This is a genomic window from Marinirhabdus gelatinilytica, from assembly GCF_003353425.1.
Classification (GTDB): Bacteria; Bacteroidota; Bacteroidia; order Flavobacteriales; family Flavobacteriaceae; genus Marinirhabdus; species Marinirhabdus gelatinilytica.
Map to the genome: position 1 here is coordinate 1 of NZ_QRAO01000001.1, position 22580 is coordinate 22580.

Sequence of the window (22580 nt, forward strand, 5' to 3'; positions counted from 1 at the left end):
CTCCACACCGTCCTCGTCGTTGTCGCAGACCACCAGGTCCGTGATAGGGTCCGTGATGGCAGGACTGTCGTTCACCTGAAGGTCCAGGGAAACGACGTCATAACAACCAAGACTGTTTTCTTCCAGTCTTGCCCAAACTACTTGAAATCCTTGTACTATGTTTGCATACATAGTAGGATCTACTATAGGATTCATAGCTGTATCGGCATCGTTGAAAGTTTCATACCAAGTAACCGTTGCAGATTGTCCATTCTGAATTTGGGCATCTCTTTGGGTAAGATCAAAGATTGCAAAGCCATCGTTGGGGAGCTCGTCGCAAATTTCTATAGGATCTGGTTGTACTGCAACAGGTTGGGGAGCAAATTCAATAAATACTTCATCTGTAGCACTACAACCAGAAGGTTTTGTAACCTCTAGTTGATACGTTCCTGTTGTAGTTACGGTTATCGTACTATTCGTTTCACCAGGAATGATAGTATACATCATAGTTACTGGATTAAGGACAAACCATTGGTAGGTATCACCAGGTTCTGGCGATATACCAATTGTTAATGGCTCACCTTCACAGGGTGCGTTACCGGCCGCTATGGTAAGATCGTCCCCAAGGTCTATTCCAAGACTAAAAGAACCAGCTTCGAGATATACACTAATGTCGTAAGCAGAGTCTGTTTCATCTGCGACCACGAGTTTGATTGTATAGTCGTTACCCGGCACTACCGATCCCATGGCTGTAAGGGGGACTGTTTGCCCATTAAAATCTATTGGTGAGTTTGCTGCTGGGATACTTGGCGCCAAAGGGTTTGCAATAGGCTGGAAATTATATTGTTCAAAGTATTGTTCATTTATAGCAGCACATTGATTTTGAACTTCATAACGTATGTTAGTTACTTCAATAGGTGTTGTAGTTCCTGGCAATACCGCCAAGTTTTGAACCATACCGGTGTTATTATCGGTAAGGATAAAGGCAAATGCGTCTGAAAAGGAACACTCGAAGTTTTCGTTGTATTCTTCAGAAGCCATAATAAAATCGAAGCTAATCTCATCTATAAAAGGCACAAAATCGAACTGTATCCATGAGGCATTGTTCGTATTTGTTGCAGTGGTATAGGTTTCAAGATCTGCATCTCCCGGCCATGCAAAGCCTCCATCGCTATGCAGGGTATTGTTTGGCCCCGGTGCGTTGCTCACAAAACCCGAGCTTAGGATAACTCCATCTGAGAATTGAAATCCAGACCCATTGGCATCAAAAGCTCCAATACCATTACCATCACCAAAGTTGGTTCCGGTACTTTGCTGAAAGTTGGATACGGTCGCACAAGAATTCTGTATTAAAACATCCTCAACCAACTGTTGTGTGGTAAGGGTTTCGTCTACAGTAATCTGCGCATTTGTTATAGAGAATAAAAAAGGAACAGTAAGTAGTAGTAATAATCGTTTCATAAATAAACTGTTAACTTGCCAAATATATTGAATACATTGCTTTTGTTTTATAATTTTGCAAAAAAAATAAGCTATATGTCCCAATTTAACATTACTATACAACCCACAAACAACGAAAATATTGTAAAATTTGTTGCCAACAGCTTCTTAACGAGGTCTCAAAGCTATGAGTTTAAGAATATTGACGAGGCAAAACCTAGCCCTTTGGCCCAAGAACTTTTTCATCTCCCATTTGTAAAAACAGTTTATGTTTCGCAAAATTTCATTGCTATTGAACGATACAATATCGTTTCGTGGGAAGATGTGCAAGACGAAGTATCAGAAGCCATAACAACGTACCTGAACAGTGGGAAAGAAATAGTCACTGAAACCGAAAGCGATACCAAAAAGGTACCCGTTACCGTGTATGCAGAAAGCACCCCCAACCCAAATGTTATGAAATTTGTCGCCAACAAGGCTTTGGCAGACGGCATCTTTGAATTCAAGAATATTGAAGACGCAGCAGACTCTCCCTTGGCCACCGAACTTTTTTCCTTTCCGTTCGTAAACGAGGTTTTCATTAGCGCCAACTATGTTTCCATCACCAAATACAATGTGGTGGAATGGCAAGAGGTCTCGATGCAATTGCGCGATTTTATAACCCGTTACATTTCAGAAGGCAAAGCTGTTTTCAATGATGCGATCCTTCAGCGAAAAGGGAACAATGAAGAAAATACTGTTTCAGAAAAAGAGGATTTAAGTGATTTTGACAAAGAGATCATTTCTATCTTGGACGAATATGTTAAACCTGCCGTGGCCAGTGATGGAGGGCATATTGCCTTCGATTCCTTTAACGAGGACACTAAAACCGTAAGGGTAATTTTACAGGGGGCGTGCAGCGGGTGTCCCTCATCTACCGTTACTTTAAAAAACGGTATAGAGACCATGCTCAAGGAAATGCTCCAAGGTAGAGTACAGGCAGTTGAGGCCATTAACGGGTAGGCCCCTTTCATAAAAGTTTAGCCTTTACCCCTGGAGTATTAACTTAATTTTCAGAAAATTGTATACTCAAAGTCGTAATTTGCTTCTATAACTAAAAAACAACACTATGGCAGTATTAAAAGTAATTGAAGTAATGGCGAACAGTAACAACAGTTTTGAAGATGCTGTTAAAAACGCTGTTAAGCACGCTGGAAAAAGTGTGAAGAATATCAAATCTGCTTACATTAACGAACAAAGCGCTATTGTAAACGGAGACCAAGTAACGGAGTTCAGGGTTAATGTAAAAATAACTTTTGAAGTTCAATAACCCATAATCCATAAAAATGAATACGCTCTTGAGAAGAATCAAAAGCGTATTTTGTTTTTTTAGTAGCCTATGAAGCGAAACATACTCATAACAATCGTATTGTCCTTTCTATTTATTTCCTGTAACAACACAAATACATCTAAACTGGAAACACACGCCTACACAAACGACCTCATAAACGAGACCAGCCCTTATTTGCTTCAGCACGCGCACAATCCCGTAAACTGGAACCCTTGGAACGAGAGCGTTCTTGAAAAAGCAAAAGAAGAGAATAAATTAGTGCTCATAAGCATTGGGTATGCAGCCTGCCACTGGTGCCACGTTATGGAACACGAGAGTTTTGAGGATTCCACCGTGGCCAGTGTTATGAACAAGAACTTTATAAATATAAAAGTAGATAGGGAGGAACGCCCGGATGTGGACCAAGTTTATATCAATGCCGTACAGCTTATGACAGGCAGTGCCGGATGGCCCTTGAACGTAATTGCGCTTCCCGATGGAAGACCTGTTTGGGGTGGCACCTATTTCAAAAAAGAAGCTTGGATAAAGAGTATTGAACAAATCCAGGAAATATACGATACCCAACCTGAAAAACTGGAAGAATATGCTACAAAACTCCAACAGGGTATCACCTCTATGGACCTCGTGGTCTTAAATAAAGACAAAACAGCAATCTCAGAGTTTCCTATTAATGAGGTTATAACCTCTTGGAAAGAAAGTTTTGATCCTATGTATGGTGGACGGAAAGGTGCACCAAAATTCATGATGCCCAACAACTTGGATTATCTACTCCGTAGAGCCGTCCAAAAAAATGATGACAGCCTCTTACAGCATGTAAATCTCACACTTACCAAAATGGCTTATGGAGGATTGTACGACGCTGTTGGCGGGGGATTTGCCAGATATAGCGTGGATGAGCGCTGGCACGTACCACATTTTGAAAAAATGTTGTACGACAACGCACAATTGGTGAGCCTGTACAGCAAAGCCTACAAAGTTACCAATAACCCACTCTACAAAGAAACTGTTGAACAGACCCTCCAGTATATTGAAGTCGAAATGACCCATCCAGAGGGTGCTTTTTATTCTTCACTGGATGCTGATAGCAAAACTGCGGATGGCGAACTGGAGGAAGGTGCATTTTATACTTTTGAAAAAACCGAATTGCAAGAACTGCTGAAGGATGACTACAACATATTTTCGGAATATTATAATATCAACGACTTTGGAAAATGGGAGGATACTTACGTACTCATCCGTACCAAAAACGATAGTTCAATTGCAGGATCGCATAACATTTCGGTTGAAGACCTGAAACAGAAAAAAGAGGGGTGGCTTAAAACCTTGGAGACCCACCGAAACAAAAGGAATAAACCTAGGTTGGACGATAAAACCCTAACCTCCTGGAATGCGCTTATGGCAAAAGGGTATATTGATGCCTATACTGCTTTTGGGAACAAAAAATATCTCGATGCAGCCCTAAAGAATGCCTCTTTCATAAAAGAAAAATTAGCCCAGAAGGATGGTGCATTGTGGCATAGCTATAAGGATGGGAAAAGCTCCATTAATGGATATTTAGAAGACTATAGCGCCGTTATACAAACCTATATCTCATTGTACGAAACCACCATGCAGCAAGAATGGCTACAACTTGCCAAGAAGATGACCGATTATGTTTTTGAACATTTTTTTGACTCTGAAAGCCAGATGTTCTATTTTACCTCGAACAAAGATGCCAAGCTGGTAGCCCGTACCGTGGAATACAGAGACAATGTAATTCCCGCTTCCAACAGTATCATGGCAAAGAACCTTTTTAAACTTTCCCACTATTTTGATGCCCCTACATACCGAGAAGTAAGCGACCAGATGCTCACCAATGTCTTGCCAGAAGCACAAAAATATCCTGGTAGTTTTTCAAATTGGTTGGATTTATTGGCAAACCATCAACACAAGTATTATGAAATAGTGGTTGCAGGGGAGGCAGCAAGACCAAAGCTCGAGGATTTGAACAGCCGTTATATCCCCAATGCCCTCTTTGCTGCGAGCGACAAACCAAGTAACAGTTACTTACTACAAGAAAGATTTATAGAAGACCAAACCCTAATTTATGTATGCGTAAACAATGCTTGCCGCTTACCGGTGGAAGATGTTGAGGACGCACTCAAAACCATTAAAATTTCAGAATAAAATATGTTTTCGACACAAAAGGCTGAAGAAATACTTGAAACTTACGGAAAGAAACTCATTGACTTTTTACCCGATTTATTATTGGCCATAATCATACTGGTTGTTGGCTTGTGGGTGGTAAAAATTATAAACAGGCTCGTAGCCAAGTTTTTTGCAAAAAAGGACTACGACATTACCCTAGAGAAGTTTATTGCAAGTTTACTGAGTTGGGGACTGAAAATAGTTCTGTTTGTACTTGTAATTACCCAGCTGGGGGTAGAATCGGCCTCTCTTGTTGCCATAATTGGTGCTGCAGGACTTGCTATAGGTTTAGCATTACAGGGATCCCTGGCAAACTTTGCAGGAGGTGTACTTATCTTACTCTTGAAACCTTTTAAGGTGGGCGATTTTATCGCTGCACAAGGAGTGGAAGGTACCGTGAAGGAGATTTCAATATTCAACACAAAGCTGAACACCTTTGGGAACCAACTTGCAGTGATACCCAACGGCAAACTTTCCAACGATAACATTATAAATTATACCGAAGAAGGTCTACGAAGGGAAAACCTAACCTTTGGGATAGGTTATGACGATGACATAAAGCTTGCTAAAGAAGTTCTGCTCACCCTAGTTAACGAACAACCCGAAGTAATACAGCTAGAAGGAAAAGCTCCTATGGTGGTAGTGGCTGCACTGGCAGATAGCTCTGTAAACCTCTCGTTAAGATACTGGGCGAGCATTGACGATTTTTGGAACCTTCGCTGGTTGGTACTCGAAGAAGGAAAAGCAAGACTTGAAGCTGCAGGAATTACCATTCCATTTCCACAGAGAGATGTACATATGTACCCAAAAAATTAAACATTTTTTAACCTGAGATTAACAGCCAAATCCATTTTACAAGTTTAGTTTTGGCAACTTGGGAAAAAATCCCGGCCTTTTTAATTCAAAAAACGTCTTCATTTATAAATAAAGACATGCTTTTGGCATTTTTATTGTATAAATGGTTGTGCAAAACAGCTCAAGGCAATATTTTTGGGTTGTTTTAAGGCAGTAACCTAAAAAACACTTTTACAACACTATGAAATTTTTAAGCACCATCTTCTTCAGTCTTTTTGTCATTACAAGTTCAATTGCACAAAACGCAGTAGATACACCGACGACAAATGATTATTTGACAAACAGACCCATTACAAAACCAAAAAACACTATCGACGTAGCGGGGAGCCAGTATTCCAACGACGAATTTCAACAGGGGAATGTGTATAAAAACGGGAACTTGGTAGCTAGTAATGTTGTATTACGCTACAATGTATCTAGGGATGAAATAGAAGTTAAATCAAGTCTTACTGCAGATGACAGTAGCGCAAGATTATTACGTGCCAATCCAGATATTTACATTCGTATCCTTAACGATACCTATGTTTATGTAAAGCCAACTACTGCCGAGGCGCCCAGTGGTTATTTTAAAGTATTGCATGAAGGTGAAAAATTCCATCTCTATAAAAAAGAGAAAAAAGAATTTATTGAAGGTATGAAGTCTATGAATTCTATTTCTCGTGATGTCCCTCCAACCTATAAAGATGACGAGGTCCTTTATTTGGTAAATACCAAGGATGGATCGTTAGAAGAACTCTCCGGAAGTAGAAACAGAAAGATAAAAGCATTTCCATCGCACAATAAAGAGCTTAAAAGATATACTAAGAAAAACAACCTGAACATCAACAAGGACTATAATTTGGTTAAACTAGTGGCATATTTTAACACGCTTAAATAATTTATTATGAAGAAAAATTTAATTTACTTTTTACTGGCTGTTGTTACCTATTCCGGTACCATGCAAGCACAGTATAGCAACAGGTCTTTTACAAGTGACATGTTCCGTGTAGACGAGTACATTAAAAGACAGAACAAATTTGTTAATTACGACGATAAAGATTCCTACCAAGGAACTCCTTACAATAACGAAAACTTTCTACCTGGCAATATCTACAAAAGCGATGAGTTGCTCGCGACAAATGTGGCAATACGGTACAATGCCGTTGCCGATGAGATTGAAGTAAAAGAGTCCTTAACCACTCCAGATACTGAAGCTAAGGTCCTTACCAAATCTCCCGAGATCTTCGTAAAAATAGTGAACGACATATACATTTTCGCTCCATATAAGGGAGGGATTGAAGGTGGAGGTTACTTCCAGGTAGTTTACGAAGGTAATACTGTAGATCTTTACAAAAAACTACAAAAGGATTTTAACCCAGAGAAAAAAGCAACGAGCACTTTAACTCAGGACATACCCGCAAAATTTAGTGACGAGATCACCTATTTTCTCGCCGATAAATCTGGCAAATTCTATGAAATGCCAAAATCCAGAAACAAAAAACTGAAGGTATTTGGCAAGAAAAAGAATGAAGTAAAAAACTACGTAAAGGATAACAGGCTCGACATTAATGACGAAAAAGACCTAATGAAGGCTGTAAAGTTTTACGATGGCAGCATGTAAATTGCTCAACCGTTAGTTCTATAAAAGAATCGGTGCTTTCTTAGCACCGATTTTTTTTATGCCTTTTGCTCAAGCTGTTTTATATAGAACGATGGGTAGATACCAAATTTTTTATAGAAAGCCTTTGAGAAAGATTCGGCACTTTTAAAACCACATTCTGCAGCAATCGCCTTTATGGTATATTTTCTGAAAGTACCGTTGTCCTTCAGCTCATTAAAAGCATAGGTGACCCGCAACTGGTTAAGGTAACTCGAGAAGTTCTTTTCTTTTTTAAAATTGATTACCTTGGATAGGTAGGTTGAGTTGGTATTACAATAATCTGCCAACTGTGTTAGGCTTACCCTTTTGGAAAGGTATCCTTTTTCTTCCTCAAAAGTAGTTAGTTTCGTTAGTATCTCAGAAACAATCTCTTCAGAAATACCTAGGGTCTCCTTGGGTGCCTGGTCTTGTTGCTCCTTAAAAACCTGGTTGGTTTCTTGCTGGCTCATCAATGTTTCAAACCTTTTCTTGAACAATTGTTGCCTCCTAATATAGTACACCAGTGCGAACAGGCACACTACCAGAACACCCCCAACCCACAGCAAGAGTTTCTGTGAGTTTTTTTGTTTGTTTTCAAGATGTGAGATAAGTTCGTCTTTTTCTTCGAGAAGTTTTGGTATCTCATATTCCTGGGCGATCTTGTCCTTAATAAAAACTCTTTTAAGGTTTATGAGCTTTACTACCAGTACCAGTTTTCGCATATATTCCAGTTGCGCCTCTTCATCCCCTAATTGCTGGTAGTGGTTTGCCAGCCTATCATACACCACGGGCAGCTCTGGGTATAGTACATTCTTCTTTTCGTAAATAGAATCTATAGTCTTAAAATATTGCACCCCTTTTTGTTGATTGCCTTGCTGGAAGTAGATGCTTCCCATATAATAGTTGTAATAATTATCGTAATTGTTCACAAAATAGTCCTGAAATCTATTTCCCTTCTGCAGGCTGTCCAGTGCAGCATTGTAATCTCCCTTTACATACAAGGCTGTTCCTGTCTTTGAGACGAAGGCATGGTACGTAACGGTATCTTGAATCTTTAAAGCCTCCTCTATACCTTTTTTATAATATGCCAGCGCAGAGTCTGGCTGCTGTAACCTTACATAGCAGTTCCCTATGCCTTCTAGGGAAGCGATATGGTTTTCGGTGAAAAATTCAGATTCTTTGTTCTCGAACAACAACTCTTTGGTGAGCAGTTCGGTCTCAAGGGCTTTTTCGTAGTCCCCGTACAATTCGTTAACGGCATTAATTTGTTGTAGTGCTGTTATTTGCTGATCCTGGTTTTTTTTCTCCTTTGCGTGTTGGTATCCGGTAATGGCATTTTGAAGACTTTCTTCATATTTCTCAATAGTAAACAAGTAATAGGATTTGAAAATATAGCCAATTGCCGGATAATTGGGATGGGTACTGTTTTTGGACAATGTTATCGTGGTATCCAGATATTTTATGGCGTCACTTCTTTTTGAGACAAAGGCCAACCTAGTATATCCCCTGGCCATTTTTGTAGCATCACCCTGTTGTTCGGCTTTTTGTATGTAAACGTTGGCAATTTGTTTTGCCAATAGCGTATCCCGGCTGTTTTTATCGTACAGTTCTATAAGGTTCTCATACTCTTGCTCCATCAAAGCAGCATCACTGTAGGTTTGCGCATGTACAGAGCAATATAGTGCCAAAAGACTCGCTAAGAGTATTGTTTTTAACATAGGTGATCCGTTAATTACAGGAGCAAGTATTTCAACGGGTTATCCGTTTTTTAAAGATAATTTTTGAATGAAATACTGCTTTATAAAGGTATGTTTTTAAAATATTGTATTAAAGGAGTTTACTGTTTCAGGTGCTGTTATACAAGTAAATCTCTGTTTGTCAGTATTTTAAACACTATAGTTACAGTCGTAATTTATAAAAGCCGATAGCGTTTGGACAATATCATACCCCGCTTCTTGTTGTTATGGTAGCTTACTACTATATTTACTAGAAGTTGAAATATTTCGGACCGCTACCATGAACAAAACAATACTATTTTTTCTGCTGATTATCTTTTGTATCGCACCGGTAGTTGCACAAGAACCCAATAGCCGGAGGTTTGTGAACAGTGTGTATTTGTTGGATGAATTCATCAAGAGACAGGATAAGTTTGTCGACTACCTTGACACCTCTAGTTACGATGGAACCCCCTATTTTAAACCAAATTACTCTCTGGGCAACGTGTACGAAGGCCAAAAACTAATTGCTAACAACGTAGCCATGCGCTACAATGTAGTTGCCGATGAGATAGAAATAAAGGAATCCCTTACCACCCCAATTGAAGAAGCAAAACCACTTACCAAATCCCCAGATATTTTCGTGAAGATTGGGAAGGATATTTTTGTTTTTGCACCCTACAAGGGAGGTATTGAAGGCGGAGGATACTTCCAAGTACTTTATGAAGGGAAACGGATAGACGTTTTTAAGAAAATTCAAAAAAAGTTTACCCCATCCAAGCCAGCAAGAACTTCCATAACACGGCCCATAAAAGCAAAATTTACAGACAAGGCTACGTATTACCTCGTTTCAGAAAATGGAAAGTTCTATGAGCTACCAAGCTCTAGAAATAAGAAACTGAAAGTGTTCGGGAATAATGAAGAGGTAATAGCGCAATACGTGAAAAAACACAATCTGGATTTAAACATTGAAGAGGACCTTATAAAAACCATCCAGTATTTCAATAGTGTAAAAAATATTGAACTATAACCTAACCTACCTTAAAATCCTTAAGGTAATAAGGCTCAAAATAGGCAACATCCTCAACATCATTTCTCCCTAATTTTTCTTGCGCAATCTTCACCATTTCTTTTGCTGAAGGAAACACATCTGTCCTAAACCTAGCATTGCCATGCGGACAAATATTTTTGAATTTCTCTGCTCCGTTGCCAATAAAGTATATCTCTTCTTGCTCCAAATATCCTTTAAACGAAGTTTCCGTTAGGATTTCAGCTTTTGTATCCCTTATTTGTCCACCATCTTTAAATACTGCCGAATATACTTCCATGCGCCTTGCATCGAGCATTGGAACCACCACGGCTGCTGTATCAACAGTTTGGGCAAGAACTGCTAAGGTGGGTACGGCAATTAGCGGAATACCCAGCGCATAACAGAGACCCTTAGCGGCAGAAACCCCAATGCGCAATCCTGTATAACTACCAGGACCCTTGCTTACGGCCACGGCGGCGATAGTGTCCTTGGCGATATTTGCTTCGTTGAGAACCTCTTCAATAAACACATGCAATTGTTCTGCATGGCTATAATTTTTACTGGAGTCTTCCCTAAAAGCAATAACGCTCCCGTTTTCCGAAAGCGCTACCGAACAGTTTGTAGTGGCTGTTTCTATGCAAAGTATTATTGCCATGACTAGTCTTCTCCGGTCTCTTTTTCTTCTTCCATTAAGCTAACCTTGTCTCCGGGATCCAAAGTTTTTGTAACGGTATTGTACGGTCCCGTAATAACTTCCTCACCTTCCTCTAGGCCGCTCAAAATTTCAATATTGGTGTCGTTCTGTATTCCAGTGGTGACAACTCGTAACTTAGCCTCATCCCCTTTTTTAACGTAGACACACTCAAACTTTTCTTCGGAAGTTGTGCTGGGTTGCTTTCCTCTTGCCTTTTTCTTTCCCGTTGTGTCAGTCTTTATTACTATGGCACTTATGGGCACCCCTATTACATCTTTTCGCTTGTTTGTGATAATATCTACCGTAGCCGTCATCCCTGGTCGGAAAGGTGAGTAGCTCTCTGGCTTTCCTTCGGTTAAATCTTTGTAAGATTCAGGCAGGATGCGCACCTTCACCTTGAAGTTAGTTACTTGGTCGGCAGTGAGGGTGCTTTGGGCAGAATTGGCAATTTCTGTTACAATTCCTTTAAATTCACGTTTTAAATAGGCGTCCACTTCAACAACAGTACTGTCTCCCACGGCAACTTTTACAATATCGTTTTCGTTTACATCTACCTCAACCTCCATATTGCTAAGGTTTGCTACGCGCAATATCTCGGTACCGGCCATTTGCGCTGTACCTACCACACGTTCCCCCAGCTCTGCGGCAAGTAAAGAAATGGTACCGCTCATAGGTGCATAAATGCTCGTTCTGGAGAGGTTGTCGCGCGACTGTTTTACATTTGCTGCAGCACTTTGCACATTGTAATAGGCACTTTTCACGTTGGCCTGTGCGCTTTCATATTCAGCAATGGTCTGGTCCCATTGCGATTTTGAGATAACGCCCTTATCAAACAGTGCTTTATTACGTTCGTAATTGGCCTTGCTATTTTTTAGAGATGCTTCCGCCTGGCTCAATTGGGCGCGTACGTTTTGCAAACCGGCTTGGGACTGGCTCACAGCAGCTTGTATCAAGTCTGGATTAATCTTCACTAAAAGATCTCCTTTCTCTACTTGTTGGCCTTCTTTAATAGGAAGTTCAATAATTTCTCCAGAAACTTCAGAGGAAATCTTTACTTCTACTTCAGGCTGTATCTTCCCTGTAGCGGCTACTGTTTCGGTAATATCGATGGGTTCGATTTTCGAAATTTCTACTTCGGTAAAGTTTCCTCCTTTACCAAAAACCCCCATTTTTTTACCTACCAGCAACAGCGCAACCAGCGCCACTACAATTACTATTATCCAAATGATGGCTTTTTTCATCTTACTTAAAATTTAAGGTCGGTTGGTTCTATGCCAAAATATAGCTCTAAAACTTTCAATTTAAAAATATAATCGTATTTGGCCTGGTTCAAAGCAATAGCGGCATTATCATACCGTACTTTGCTCTGGCTAAAATCGAACGCATTGGTCAATCCCACATCATATCTATCTTTTGCGTATTGATACGCCAATTCTTGGCTCTCCAATGCTTTTTGTGCAGCTTCATACGCCTTTAAGGAACCTTTGGCATCCATATAGGCTTGGTACACATTGCTCTCTAAATCTAATTTGGCCTGCTCCAGTTGGTACTTGGTACGCTCTACATTTACCTTGCTCCTCATTACGTTACTGCGTACTGAAAATCCGTTGAGGATGGGGATGTTGAGCTGAAGCCCATAAGATATACCATCGTTTAAATACAACTGTTCGCCAAAGGGTGCTGCTCCAACTTCTCTTGTGATGGTATTAGGGAACTCTCCAATAACAGCCTGTCCCGTTTCCTGAACCACCCCAATTTGCTGTGTACTCGTAGGATTGTTAGGGTCTACAAACTGCTCAAAGGAAGTAGCATCTGTATATCTAGTATTATAGCCAAAAAATGCCGAAAGTGTAGGCAAATAGTTTGCTTTGGCCAGTTGCAGGTCTTTTTCAGCAAGTGCTACATCCTGCTCGGCTATTTTTACTTCGCTCCTATTTTCTTCGGCCGATGCTATGATTTCTGAAACGGGTTTTTCTGAAATTTCGTTCATTACCACATCGTAGCCTTCATCTACAATATCGAAATTTTGATAATCCTCGATAAGGAGCAATTGTGCCAAGCTTATAAGCGATATGGTAACCGCATTCTCTAGAACCGCGATGTTTTGAAGTTCACTGGCATTGGTCGCCTCAATTTCCAAGAGGTCGCCACGCGGTAATGTTCCCGCATCTACCAAGGCGTTGGTTCTTTCAATTTGTTCTACGGTCACAAGGTTTTGCGATTTTGCTGATGCCAAGTTCGCTTTGTTATTAAGTACCGTGAGGTACGCATTGGCAACAAACAGGGCAATATCGTCCTTCATTTTGTCCAGCCTGTATTCTGCTGAAAGCTTAGAAAGCTTAGCCCGTTGTACCTGCCTAATGTTTTGTAAACCATCAAACAGCGTGTAGCCTACATTGATATTACCTGTTACCGATAAAAACGTAGTGGTTTGCGCATTGTTGGTCACAGGGTTAAAACTCAATCCCGTATTTTCAGAAACACTGGCTCCAGCGTTTATACTGGGCAAGAAATTTCCTGTTGCAGAAAGTTTCTCTGCATCGGTCAATTTTAGGTCCAACTCGCTTTGTTTAATGGAGATATTGTTTTCCAAGGCGTGCTGGACACATTCTGCGAGGGTCCATTGTTTTCCTTGCGCCTGGGTAGAAAATCCCAAGATTAAGAATATAACTAAAACTGAAATTGTTCTCATGATTGATTGTAGTTGAAACATAAGTCTTTTGATTGTTGAAAGTGTTACAAATACGCAGGTAAATTATCGCCCGCCAAACTGTGGAGCAGGTATTAACTGGTTCCACACCTTTATATTATCGTCCTTGGACACACCGCTCTTTATCTCTACGTTTATCCCGTCGCTTATTCCCAGTTCTACGTCACGGCGCTCAAAGTCCTGCTCGCCCACCGCAACCTCAACAAAAGGTTCTTTGGTCTTGGGGTCGTACTGCACCAGGGCTTCCCTAACCGCAAGTACATCTTCTGCCTTGGCCAAGATAATAGAGGCATTAGCGCTTAGTCCTGCACGGATAAATGTGGTGCTATCCTGTTCTTTTAGGGTTCCTTTTATTTCAAATTGAATGGCTCCATTTTCGTCTACACCTTTTGGGGCTATATAATCCAATACTGCATCAAACTTTTTGTTCTCTATGGCTCCCACGGTAATCTCCAGCGGAAGATCCTCTTTAATTTTACCCACTTCGCTCTCGTCTACTTTTCCTTCAAAAATCATTTTATCAACATCTGCCAGGGTAGCTATGGTAGTACCGTCGTTGAAGTTATTGGCCTCGATTACTTGGTTTCCCGTTTTTACGGGTACATCAAGTACCATTCCTGAAACGGTAGCACGAATTTCGGTATTGGCTGAAGCTCCCAAACCACTGGTAGTTCCGGTTTTAATGATATCGAAATTTTGGCGCGCGCCCGTAAGGTTCACTTTTTCCTGGTTGTAACGCTGTAGTGCTTGGTCATAGGACAACTGAGCCTGATCGAACTCATTGGCAGAGATCACACCTTTATCGAACAATTCCTTTTGGCGATTATAGATGCTTTTTTGACTCTCAAAAGCAAGTCTAGCGGTTTCCACCTGTGTCCTCGCAGCGTTTATATTATTTTTTGCACTGGTCAAGGAAGACACGTTGGGCACTACCTTTACCTGTGCGATTAGGTCGCCCCTTTTAATCACATCGCCAGCCTCGACAAAAATTTCGTCTATTATTCCCGAGATGTTCGGTTTTATAAGTACTTCCTCTTTTGGTACAATACTACCCGTTGCAACCGTTTTTCTCACAATAGTCTGTGTAGACGGGGTTTCGGTTTCATAGGTTATGGGGTCTTCGGCATTTTTTTGCCACAACCAGAACATAGCAATTGCAAAGAAAACAGCGATTGCGATCAAGATAATTACGGTAACAGATTTTTTCATTTTGATTGAAATTCTAATAGTTAGTTTTTTGTTAGTCGGTCCTAAGGGCGTCCACAGGTTTTACCTTTATGGCGTTTTGGGCAGGAATCAACCCAGCCAACAACCCTGAAACAATTAATATGGTAAGTGCGATTAATACTACACCTATGTTTACGCTGGGATTCAGGAACATCATTTCTGAAGTATCCATGCCTTCCATTGCAAAGTTTACGAGTGCCAAAACACCTGAAGCCAGTGCGATACCCGCCATTCCTGAAATAATGGTCAAGAAAATAGACTCTAACAATACCTGTGCCCTTATACTCCAGGGGGTAGCACCCAATGCACGGCGGATACCAATTTCCTTGGTACGCTCCTTTACCACGATTAGCATAATATTACTAATTCCAATAATTCCAGAAAGTAATACCAGCACTCCCACAAAATAAGCTACAAAATTAAGTGCGGTAAAAAGGCCGTTAATCTTACTGAATTCTTCATATAAATCGAAATGCCCTATGGCTCGGTCATCTTCGGGATGAATGGAGTGTCTATTCTTGATAACATCGAAAACCTGTGTTTTCAATTGGGTGATAGATGACTTATCTTGTGCCGTAATGGCCATCCAGCCCACATTATCGGCCATATTAAAGGCTTGAGAAAATGAAGTGAAAGGGACAAAAATTTCTTTCATGGCTTCTTCAGGGTCGCCTCCTCCATTGCTTTTCTTTTTGTAGGTACCAATAACCATAAAATTTACTCCGTTGATCTTTATGTAGGTTCCCAACACATCCTCTCCTACATCGTACAGTCCAGTTTTAACAGCTTCGCCAATGACGGCAACTTTTCTTTTTTCATTAAGATCGGAATAGTTTATAAAGCGCCCCGAGGTGATATCCATGGGTTGCTGTTCAATAATCTCAGGGTAATCACCATAGACATTGTAGGCTCCGGTCTTTAGCCCACGGGTTACATTATTAGATCCTCGGAACCCTCCCAATTGGTTTCGGGGGGAGACATATTTAAGGCTGGGAACATTCTGTTTTATAGCCTCCACATCGCCTACCTTAAAGCGGTATCTTCTGCCCTTAGGCAAGCCTTTATAGGGCTTGGATGCTGTTTGGGACCACATAAACATAGAGTTGGTCGCCATGCCATCGAAACCCTGTTTAACGCCGTTTTCAAGTCCGTTACCAGCAGCCAAGAGTATTACGAGGATAAATATCCCCCAAAGAACACCAAAAGCTGTTAAGATGGTTCTAAACCAATTGCTGCTCAAGGCTTCAATAATTTCGGCCCAACTGTCCCTGCTAAAAATCTTACTCATCTCTTAAGGCTATTATGGGTTTAATTTTGGCAGCTCTACGGGCAGGGAAGAATCCTGCCAAGGTTCCTGCAGCAATAAGTATGATAACCGTAGTTATGGCAACCCCAAAATCTACTGAAGGGTTCCTAATATAGTCTGTTTCTATAAGCGGACCTACAAATTCCAGCAACGCCAAGCTAAAAACAAGTCCTACGAAGCCAGCGATTGCGGTTACGAAAATAGATTCGTGCAATACCATTCCTATAATGGAAAGGGGTTGTGCCCCTATGGCTTTCCTGATGCCAATCTCTTTTGTACGTTCTTTTACAATTATAAGCATGATGTTACTTACCCCCACAACACCTGCAATAATAGTACAGATACCTACGCCCCAGAAGAACCAGCGAATCATATTCATTAAGTCATAAAACCTCTTAGCGTTTTCCAAAGAATTGTTGATGTTCACGGCACGCTCATCTGTAGGGGAGACACTATATCTTGTTTTAAGGTCGTTTTCCAGTTGGGCGCTGAAAGCTTCAGAAGCTTCGAGGGCTTGCTCAAAATTATCTTCTGGTTTTAGGGTAAACACCAAACTTCTCAAGTCGTTTCCTGCGTTGTAGATACGCTGCGAGGTAGTTAGTGGAATGAATATCCTGGTTTCCTCACGTTCGCCTCCTGGGTCTGTGTATACCCCGACTACCTTAAATTGAATTCCTGTAATCTTTATATATTCGCCAATAGCATTTTTCTGTTTAAAGAGATCCTGATACACCCTATTGCCAATAACTGCTACTTTTTCGTAACCATCCAGATCGCTATTGTTGATAAACCTTCCTTTTACCATAGAGGCATTTTCCAAAAACTGATAATCCCCCCGAACGCCTTCAATCCTATAGCTACCGCTTTCATTGTTATAGGTGGTTAATCCGCCCCAGATGCTATACACGCCAGATCTGTATTCCAGCTTATCGATGTTTTTTGCTTCAGCGGTTTCGTAATCGCGGTTATCCATTTGTATCCTGCGCCCTGGATTTAACCCTTTATAGCTTTCAGAGGTAACACCGGTCCAGACACTTATTCTGTTTGCGGCATCGTTCTCAAATTCTTTTGCCACCCCATTTTGCATGCCTTGGCCAATTGCCAGCAAGATTACCAATATAAAGATTCCAGACGCCACGGAAAGTCCCGTGAGGAACGTTCGTAGTTTGTTTTTACGAATGGTCTCGAAAATCTCTTGCCAACGTTCTACATTAAACATGGTGCAAGGCTTTTTTTTGTGCCTCTTTGGCACGAACTTGTTGTACTGGGCTATCGTCTATTATTACTCCATCCTTTAGGTTTACAATACGCTTGCACATGTGGGCTATGTCGTCTTCGTGTGTTACGCAAAGGATGGTTTTGCCCTCGTCGTTAATCCCTTGGATAAGCTCCATTACTTCGTAAGATGTTGTAGTATCCAAGGCTCCCGTTGGCTCATCGGCCAATAATACCTTGGGGTCGCTTGCCAGGGCACGGGCAATGGCAACACGCTGTTTTTGCCCTCCCGAAAGTTCGTTTGGGAGATGGGTGGCCCAGTCTGCAAGACCTACTTTTTCGAGATAATGATGGGCTTTTTCCATACGTATCTTTCTGTTCACTCCTTGATAGTACAGTGGCATGGCAACATTGTCCAAGGCCGTTTTGTAGTTTATAAGATTGAACGATTGGAATATAAAACCGAGAAATTGATTTCGGTATTTTGCGGCAATCTTTTCGTTAAGGTTTTTAATGGGTTTGCCGTCTAGGTGGTAGGTACCTTCGTCTGCTTCGTCCAGCATTCCCAATATATTCAGCAACGTAGATTTACCAGATCCCGAAGACCCCATGATAGATACCATTTCGCCTTCGGCAACTTCAAAATCTATTCCTTTGAGGACATGCAGGGAATTACTCCCCATCCTATACGATTTATGCAAGCCATTAATTTTTATCATCTCAAAAAAATATGTACACAAAATAACCGCCTTTATTGCTGGATTTTGTGAAGTTTGTGTTAAGACTTTTGGGGATCTGGGTGGTCAAGCCTTATCCATAAGACTATCTGCAAGCAATTTTATTACACCTTGAAATGTGAAGATTTTGTTAATTATCTTCCACTTTGGCTTTTTGGCGCATTTTAAATATCACGTACCCAATCCCACCAATGAGTAGATAGGGAAAAATCATAAGGTACACAATTCCATTGTTTATGCCCTTTGCAGCGGCACCACTTTCTTCGCTCTCCAGCACGGCACGGCACATGGCACATTGGGCCTCAACGGGAACAGCCGTGACTATAAGTAACAAGATGAGTATGAAGTGGCTTTTTTTCAATTTCAGTATTTTAATAATAGGGTGAAATCATAATATATACTATCACCCCTGTTACGGCAACATACAACCATAACGGAAAAGTGATGCGTGCTATTTTCTTGTGCTGCGGAAAATTTCCTGTGATGGCCCTAACATAAGTAATGAGCACAAACGGAATGATTACGATAGACAATAAAATATGACTTATCAAAATGAAAAAATACACATAGCGCAATACCCCTTCCCCACCGTACGGGGTGGAATCGGAGGTCATATGATACACTACGTACATTACCAAAAACAAAACCGATAATACGATACAGGTTTTCATCAATGCTTCGTGCACGCGTATTTTTCCCTTTCTAATCATAACAAAGGCAACCACCAGCAACACTGCTGTGAGTGCATTGATGCTTGCATAAATGGGAGGTAAAAATCCTAATCGTTCAACGCCAGGAATACGTACGGTGAACAATACTGCAACGGCAACGGGTATTACGATGGAAAGTACCCAAATCCAAATAGTATATTTTTTTGTTACGTTGTTCATTTGTTTAGTAAAATTTCAATATCGTTAATTAACATCTGTACGCCTTCGTCCTGCAAGCCATCATAATACACAATGGGGTTGCCGTTTTCGTCTATTCTAGAGCGTATTTTTCCTTCTTGGTCTATCAGGGCGAAAAAACCTGAGTGCTCAAAATTGTCTTCTTCGTCCATTCCCTCTGCGGCGTAGAGGTTAAAGCCTTCGTTGGAGAGTTTAAAGATTTCGGTCTTATCTCCCGTTAAAAAATTCCAGCTTGGCTGGGTAATCTGGTAAGCTTCTGCATAAGCTTTTAAAATTTCAGGAGTATCGTACGTGGGGTCTATGCTAAAGGACGCTATCCCCACCTCGTCACCATTGGGAAAGGCTTTTGCGACTTTTTTCATATTCTGGTTCATAACAGGACAGATGTCTTGACATGTGCTGAAAAAGAATTCTGCCACGTATACCTTGCCCTTGTAAAATGCATTGGTTATAGTATCTCCATCCTGGTTCACAAACTTAAAATCCGGCACTTCTTTATCGCCAACATAAGCAATCGTTACATCCTCTTTTGAAGTACCGTGCTCAAGGTTATGACGGTCGTTATCTACCACCGTATCGTTCTTGATACGGTTAACGATTTTGGGTATAAAGATGATACCAAAAACCAAGACCACTAGTGAGATACCAATATATATGTTGCTTTTTTTGTTCATAATGCCACCTTCGGTTGTATCATTTTTGGGTTGCCAAATATATTATATTTCCCTTTCTGTCTTGTACTTTTTGAGCGCTAGACGGTATTCGGCCAGGACCACTTTTATATCGTCGCTCATTTTATTGTTTATCTCGGCATAACTGGAAGCATCATAGCCGTACATGGTACCATAATCCTCATCTTCCAAACGCCCCCTAATATTTCGGTCCTTATCTATGATAAAAACCGTATTGCTGCTCCCCTTGGGCGAGAGCGTTGCGTTGGACCGCAAGGACAAAAACACTTCCTCGATAGCCCCATTGTTGGCCACAGCGAATTTCCAGTTTTTGGGATCTTCAATTTCTGAAAGTTTCTGTTTTAATGTTTTTGCTGCTTCTATTTGCTCTGTTGTGATAAGGGTCACAAACTGAAACTCTTCAAATTGATAGTTCTTTTTATAGATTTTGTGAGCAAGGTTGAAAGCATTGGCTTTTTTACCTTCTACATCACTACCAAAAAACAGTAGTACGGTTATTTTATCTTCAAGATGAATTGGGTTGCCATCTATACCCTTAAATGCCGAAAGCTCGGTGACATCTTCACTTACCGTTGGCAATTTTACAAAGTTGTTCACCCCTGAAGCAAAAAAGAGATATACCGAAATTGGCAACAAGAAAAGGACAGTAAGAACGACATACTTTTTCATAATTTTTCAGCACTCCCCTTAAAAGGATTTATGTTTAAAAACTACGCTTTTAAAAGGTTTTGCAAAAATACAGCGCAGAAAATGCTTCGGCAACTTTTGGACATAAAAAAACCCAACCTTTCATGTGGTTGGGTTGATAATGTTGTATGTGTCGATTCTTAGAAATCGAACTTTACGTAGTTGTTTTTATACACTTCATAAATATAGTCTCCTTCAATCAATAAGATTAGAATCAAGTAACAAATCAGGAAAACACCGGTCCAAACGACAGCTCTTCTCAAGCCGCTCTTTTCATCACGCATGTGCATGAAATCCCAGGTTATGTAATATGCCTTTACCAAGGTAAGGATTATGAAGATCCAGTTAAGCAGTTTCATTGCCAGGAACCTTGTCTCGGTAAGGAACTCTGGCTTCAGGATACCTAAGGCTACTTCAATAATCGTAACAATGGACAAGAATACAAACACTCCCCAAATTTTGGTGACATTGCTCTTGAACTTTAACGTTCCTCTAAAAATTGCTAATTTATGTTCGTGTGCCATTTTTCAGTCTAATTCTATAATTATACAAGGTAAAAGAAGGTAAATACGAATACCCATACCAAATCTACAAAGTGCCAGTACAGTCCTACCTTTTCTACCATCTCGTAACTTCCTCTTCGCTCGTAGGTGCCTATTACAACATTAAAAAAGATAATAATGTTTATGAGTACCCCAGTGAATACGTGAAATCCGTGAAATCCTGTAATGAAGAAAAAGAAATCTGCAAATAGTGGGTGACCGTATTCGTTGTGCTTGAGGTTTGCACCTTCCACAACCAACTTACCATCGTTTACTATCTTTGCTACGGATTCTTCCCTGCTCAATACCGTAGGCTCTCCATTTTCGTCATAATACTGTGTACGCACCAATAGGTTATCGTTTGCTAGGAATCCTGCTTTCACTTCCTCAAAAGTAAAGGTGGTCTGGGTTTCTTCAGCATCGTACCATACGCCATTTTTTTCTAAATGTACTTCCCTGGCAGAAGGGATATGCTCTGTAAAATCTGCCAACGCTACTCTATTTCCTTCGGTATCCAAAAACTGGAGTATCTTTCCACCTTTTGTCTCTACAGCACCGTAATCGCCTTTAATGAACGTTGCCCATTCCCAAGCCTGTGATCCCACGAATATGGCACCTCCAATGATGGTAGCGAACATATACCATATAACCTTGTTCTTCTGCATTTTGTGCCCGGCATCTACCGCAAGCACCATGGTTACAGAGGAAAAGATAAGTATAAACGTCATGAACGCCACATAGTACATAGGTGCAGGCACCCCGTGAAGGAATGGCACGTGTGTAAATACTTCATCGGCAATGGGCCAAGCGTCTATAAATTTAAATCTCGAAAAACCGTAAGCGGCAACAAACCCTGAGAAAGTAAGGGCATCTGATACGATGAAGAACCACATCATCATTTTACCGTAACTAGCATTGAGCGGCTTGTTACCCCCGCCCCATGTTTTTCCTTCGGTTCCTGTTTTTGCAACAGTAGTGTCCATAGAAAGTAGTTGGTGTTAAATTGGTGACAAAAATACGATTAATATTTATTTAACGAAACTTCAAGTATCAATTTATACTCATCCTAAAAAAGCGTTGTATCTCGGGTGTATCACAACTGTTATTTTACTGAAAATCAACTACACAATGTAAAAGAAAAGCAACAGATACACCCAGAGAATATCCACAAAATGCCAAAATGTTGTTGCGAGTTCTACCCCAAGGGTCTTTCCGTGAGCATATTTTTTTCTGGAATGGTTGTAAAGCACTACAAAAAGACACACCAATCCTGCCACCACATGAACTAGGTGAACAACAGCGATTAAAAAGATAAAAGTGTATGTAATATTACTTGTGGGGCCCGTTGGGTTGTACCCAAATATCCCAATGATTTCCTGAAAGCCCTTAAACTGAAAGAACACAAACGCCAGCCCAAGTACAATAGTAACAAGCAAGAGGTACATCCCCTTTTTAGGCGCTTCTTTCTGGATACTACGCTTTGCAAAATGCAGCGTTAGGCTACTAATCAAAATAACCACAAGACTGATAATAAATGCCGAAGGTATTTCTAGGTCTTCTACCCAGTCCGGGCGCTCTTTGCTCACCACATACGCACTGGTCCACCCTGCAAAACTCATAGAAAGGCTTATGATACCAAACCACAGCATCATTTTTTTTGCTCTTCGCAGTTTATGTTCTTCGGTTCCTTCTGTGTAATCTGCCATTA

23 protein-coding genes are annotated in these 22580 nt (G+C 40.7%); 7 read left to right on the forward strand and 16 right to left on the reverse strand.

The features are described 5' to 3' along the window. Window positions 1-1440, reverse strand: a 1440-nt coding sequence (locus tag C8D94_RS00005) for a choice-of-anchor L domain-containing protein (protein WP_211308888.1), incomplete at its 3' end; no start/stop codon positions are given. 75 nt (window positions 1441-1515) lie between these two features. Here C8D94_RS00005 and C8D94_RS00010 point away from each other — a divergent pair. The 6 genes from C8D94_RS00010 (at window position 1516) to C8D94_RS00035 (ending at window position 7391) form a co-directional block, all read left to right on the forward strand. Then, window positions 1516-2421, forward strand: coding sequence for a NifU family protein (locus C8D94_RS00010; protein ID WP_115121866.1), 906 nt, complete (start codon window positions 1516-1518; stop codon window positions 2419-2421). Between the two features lie 106 nt (window positions 2422-2527). Then, on the forward strand, window positions 2528-2728 hold the full coding sequence (locus C8D94_RS00015) for a dodecin family protein (RefSeq protein ID WP_115121867.1): 201 nt from the start codon (window positions 2528-2530) through the stop codon (window positions 2726-2728). A gap of 69 nt (window positions 2729-2797) precedes the next feature. Continuing rightward, window positions 2798-4915, forward strand: a complete 2118-nt coding sequence (locus C8D94_RS00020; protein WP_115121868.1) for a thioredoxin domain-containing protein — start codon at window positions 2798-2800, stop codon at window positions 4913-4915. Window positions 4916-4918: 3 nt separating this feature from the next. Beyond that, entirely contained in the window at window positions 4919-5752 is an 834-nt protein-coding gene (locus tag C8D94_RS00025; protein ID WP_115121869.1) for a mechanosensitive ion channel family protein, read from the forward strand. Between the two features lie 220 nt (window positions 5753-5972). Then, window positions 5973-6668 carry a hypothetical protein gene (locus C8D94_RS00030; RefSeq protein ID WP_115121870.1) on the forward strand — a complete coding sequence of 232 codons (696 nt, stop codon included), beginning with the start codon at window positions 5973-5975 and terminating at the stop codon, window positions 6666-6668. Window positions 6669-6674: 6 nt separating this feature from the next. Further along, complete coding sequence (locus tag C8D94_RS00035; RefSeq protein WP_115121871.1) at window positions 6675-7391, forward strand: hypothetical protein; 717 nt, start codon at window positions 6675-6677, stop codon at window positions 7389-7391. Window positions 7392-7447: 56 nt separating this feature from the next. On the opposite strand, the gene C8D94_RS00040 is transcribed toward C8D94_RS00035, so the two are convergent. After that, window positions 7448-9127, reverse strand: a complete 1680-nt coding sequence (locus tag C8D94_RS00040; protein WP_115121872.1) for a helix-turn-helix transcriptional regulator — start codon at window positions 9125-9127, stop codon at window positions 7448-7450. Window positions 9128-9425: 298 nt separating this feature from the next. On the opposite strand from C8D94_RS00040, the gene C8D94_RS00045 reads away from it, so the two are divergent. Further along, window positions 9426-10154, forward strand: coding sequence for a hypothetical protein (locus C8D94_RS00045; protein ID WP_115121873.1), 729 nt, complete (start codon window positions 9426-9428; stop codon window positions 10152-10154). Window position 10155: 1 nt separating this feature from the next. Here the strand turns inward: C8D94_RS00045 and tsaB are convergent, their stop codons facing one another. The 14 genes from tsaB to C8D94_RS00115 form a co-directional block, all read right to left on the reverse strand. Next, complete coding sequence (gene tsaB, locus C8D94_RS00050; RefSeq protein WP_115121874.1) at window positions 10156-10809, reverse strand: tRNA (adenosine(37)-N6)-threonylcarbamoyltransferase complex dimerization subunit type 1 TsaB; 654 nt, start codon at window positions 10807-10809, stop codon at window positions 10156-10158. 2 nt (window positions 10810-10811) lie between these two features. Continuing rightward, window positions 10812-12089, reverse strand: coding sequence for an efflux RND transporter periplasmic adaptor subunit (locus C8D94_RS00055; RefSeq protein ID WP_115121875.1), 1278 nt, complete (start codon window positions 12087-12089; stop codon window positions 10812-10814). 5 nt (window positions 12090-12094) lie between these two features. After that, window positions 12095-13540 (reverse strand): TolC family protein, encoded by a 1446-nt coding sequence (locus tag C8D94_RS00060; protein ID WP_115121876.1) that lies wholly within the window; start codon window positions 13538-13540, stop codon window positions 12095-12097. Window positions 13541-13603: 63 nt separating this feature from the next. Further along, window positions 13604-14767 carry an efflux RND transporter periplasmic adaptor subunit gene (locus tag C8D94_RS00065; RefSeq protein WP_115121877.1) on the reverse strand — a complete coding sequence of 388 codons (1164 nt, stop codon included), beginning with the start codon at window positions 14765-14767 and terminating at the stop codon, window positions 13604-13606. Between the two features lie 31 nt (window positions 14768-14798). Then, a complete protein-coding gene (locus C8D94_RS00070; protein ID WP_115122967.1) occupies window positions 14799-16064 on the reverse strand; it encodes an ABC transporter permease in 1266 nt (421 codons plus the stop codon). A 1-nt stretch (window position 16065) separates the two neighbouring features. Then, a complete protein-coding gene (locus C8D94_RS00075; RefSeq protein WP_115121878.1) occupies window positions 16066-17310 on the reverse strand; it encodes an ABC transporter permease in 1245 nt (414 codons plus the stop codon). Then, the gene (locus C8D94_RS00080) at window positions 17303-18025 is read right to left on the reverse strand and encodes an ABC transporter ATP-binding protein (RefSeq protein ID WP_115121879.1); all 723 of its coding nucleotides are present in this window, start codon (window positions 18023-18025) and stop codon (window positions 17303-17305) included. Before C8D94_RS00080 ends, C8D94_RS00075 begins: the two co-directional genes overlap by 8 nt. A gap of 148 nt (window positions 18026-18173) precedes the next feature. Then, on the reverse strand, window positions 18174-18404 hold the full coding sequence (locus C8D94_RS00085) for a hypothetical protein (RefSeq protein ID WP_115121880.1): 231 nt from the start codon (window positions 18402-18404) through the stop codon (window positions 18174-18176). Between the two features lie 10 nt (window positions 18405-18414). After that, window positions 18415-18933: a DUF420 domain-containing protein gene (locus C8D94_RS00090; RefSeq protein WP_115121881.1), complete on the reverse strand. Its 519-nt coding sequence runs from the start codon at window positions 18931-18933 to the stop codon at window positions 18415-18417. Beyond that, a complete protein-coding gene (locus C8D94_RS00095) occupies window positions 18930-19625 on the reverse strand; it encodes an SCO family protein (RefSeq protein ID WP_115121882.1) in 696 nt (231 codons plus the stop codon). Before C8D94_RS00095 ends, C8D94_RS00090 begins: the two co-directional genes overlap by 4 nt. Before the next feature lie 42 nt (window positions 19626-19667). Further along, on the reverse strand, window positions 19668-20312 hold the full coding sequence (locus C8D94_RS00100) for a hypothetical protein (protein WP_115121883.1): 645 nt from the start codon (window positions 20310-20312) through the stop codon (window positions 19668-19670). Between the two features lie 158 nt (window positions 20313-20470). After that, window positions 20471-20854 (reverse strand): cytochrome C oxidase subunit IV family protein, encoded by a 384-nt coding sequence (locus C8D94_RS00105; RefSeq protein ID WP_115121884.1) that lies wholly within the window; start codon window positions 20852-20854, stop codon window positions 20471-20473. 20 nt (window positions 20855-20874) lie between these two features. Further along, the gene (locus C8D94_RS00110; protein WP_115121885.1) at window positions 20875-21855 is read right to left on the reverse strand and encodes a cytochrome c oxidase subunit 3; all 981 of its coding nucleotides are present in this window, start codon (window positions 21853-21855) and stop codon (window positions 20875-20877) included. A 138-nt stretch (window positions 21856-21993) separates the two neighbouring features. Continuing rightward, complete coding sequence (locus tag C8D94_RS00115; protein ID WP_115121886.1) at window positions 21994-22578, reverse strand: cytochrome c oxidase subunit 3; 585 nt, start codon at window positions 22576-22578, stop codon at window positions 21994-21996. Window positions 22579-22580: the final 2 nt, after the last annotated feature.

Excerpts from the sequence above, each read along its gene's own strand:
- C8D94_RS00010 (WP_115121866.1), top strand. The coding sequence starts at position 1,516 with ATGTCCCAATTTAACATTACTATACAACCCACAAACAACGAAAATATT.
- C8D94_RS00015 (WP_115121867.1), top strand. The coding sequence starts at position 2,528 with ATGGCAGTATTAAAAGTAATTGAAGTAATGGCGAACAGTAACAACAGT.
- C8D94_RS00020 (WP_115121868.1), top strand. The coding sequence starts at position 2,798 with ATGAAGCGAAACATACTCATAACAATCGTATTGTCCTTTCTATTTATT.
- C8D94_RS00025 (WP_115121869.1), top strand. The coding sequence starts at position 4,919 with ATGTTTTCGACACAAAAGGCTGAAGAAATACTTGAAACTTACGGAAAG.
- C8D94_RS00030 (WP_115121870.1), top strand. The coding sequence starts at position 5,973 with ATGAAATTTTTAAGCACCATCTTCTTCAGTCTTTTTGTCATTACAAGT.
- C8D94_RS00035 (WP_115121871.1), top strand. The coding sequence starts at position 6,675 with ATGAAGAAAAATTTAATTTACTTTTTACTGGCTGTTGTTACCTATTCC.
- C8D94_RS00040 (WP_115121872.1), bottom strand. The coding sequence starts at position 9,127 with ATGTTAAAAACAATACTCTTAGCGAGTCTTTTGGCACTATATTGCTCT.
- C8D94_RS00045 (WP_115121873.1), top strand. The coding sequence starts at position 9,426 with ATGAACAAAACAATACTATTTTTTCTGCTGATTATCTTTTGTATCGCA.
- tsaB (WP_115121874.1), bottom strand. The coding sequence starts at position 10,809 with ATGGCAATAATACTTTGCATAGAAACAGCCACTACAAACTGTTCGGTA.
- C8D94_RS00055 (WP_115121875.1), bottom strand. The coding sequence starts at position 12,089 with ATGAAAAAAGCCATCATTTGGATAATAGTAATTGTAGTGGCGCTGGTT.
- C8D94_RS00060 (WP_115121876.1), bottom strand. The coding sequence starts at position 13,540 with ATGAGAACAATTTCAGTTTTAGTTATATTCTTAATCTTGGGATTTTCT.
- C8D94_RS00065 (WP_115121877.1), bottom strand. The coding sequence starts at position 14,767 with ATGAAAAAATCTGTTACCGTAATTATCTTGATCGCAATCGCTGTTTTC.
- C8D94_RS00075 (WP_115121878.1), bottom strand. The coding sequence starts at position 17,310 with ATGTTTAATGTAGAACGTTGGCAAGAGATTTTCGAGACCATTCGTAAA.
- C8D94_RS00080 (WP_115121879.1), bottom strand. The coding sequence starts at position 18,025 with ATGATAAAAATTAATGGCTTGCATAAATCGTATAGGATGGGGAGTAAT.
- C8D94_RS00090 (WP_115121881.1), bottom strand. The coding sequence starts at position 18,933 with ATGAACAACGTAACAAAAAAATATACTATTTGGATTTGGGTACTTTCC.
- C8D94_RS00095 (WP_115121882.1), bottom strand. The coding sequence starts at position 19,625 with ATGAACAAAAAAAGCAACATATATATTGGTATCTCACTAGTGGTCTTG.
- C8D94_RS00100 (WP_115121883.1), bottom strand. The coding sequence starts at position 20,312 with ATGAAAAAGTATGTCGTTCTTACTGTCCTTTTCTTGTTGCCAATTTCG.
- C8D94_RS00105 (WP_115121884.1), bottom strand. The coding sequence starts at position 20,854 with ATGGCACACGAACATAAATTAGCAATTTTTAGAGGAACGTTAAAGTTC.
- C8D94_RS00110 (WP_115121885.1), bottom strand. The coding sequence starts at position 21,855 with ATGGACACTACTGTTGCAAAAACAGGAACCGAAGGAAAAACATGGGGC.
- C8D94_RS00115 (WP_115121886.1), bottom strand. The coding sequence starts at position 22,578 with ATGGCAGATTACACAGAAGGAACCGAAGAACATAAACTGCGAAGAGCA.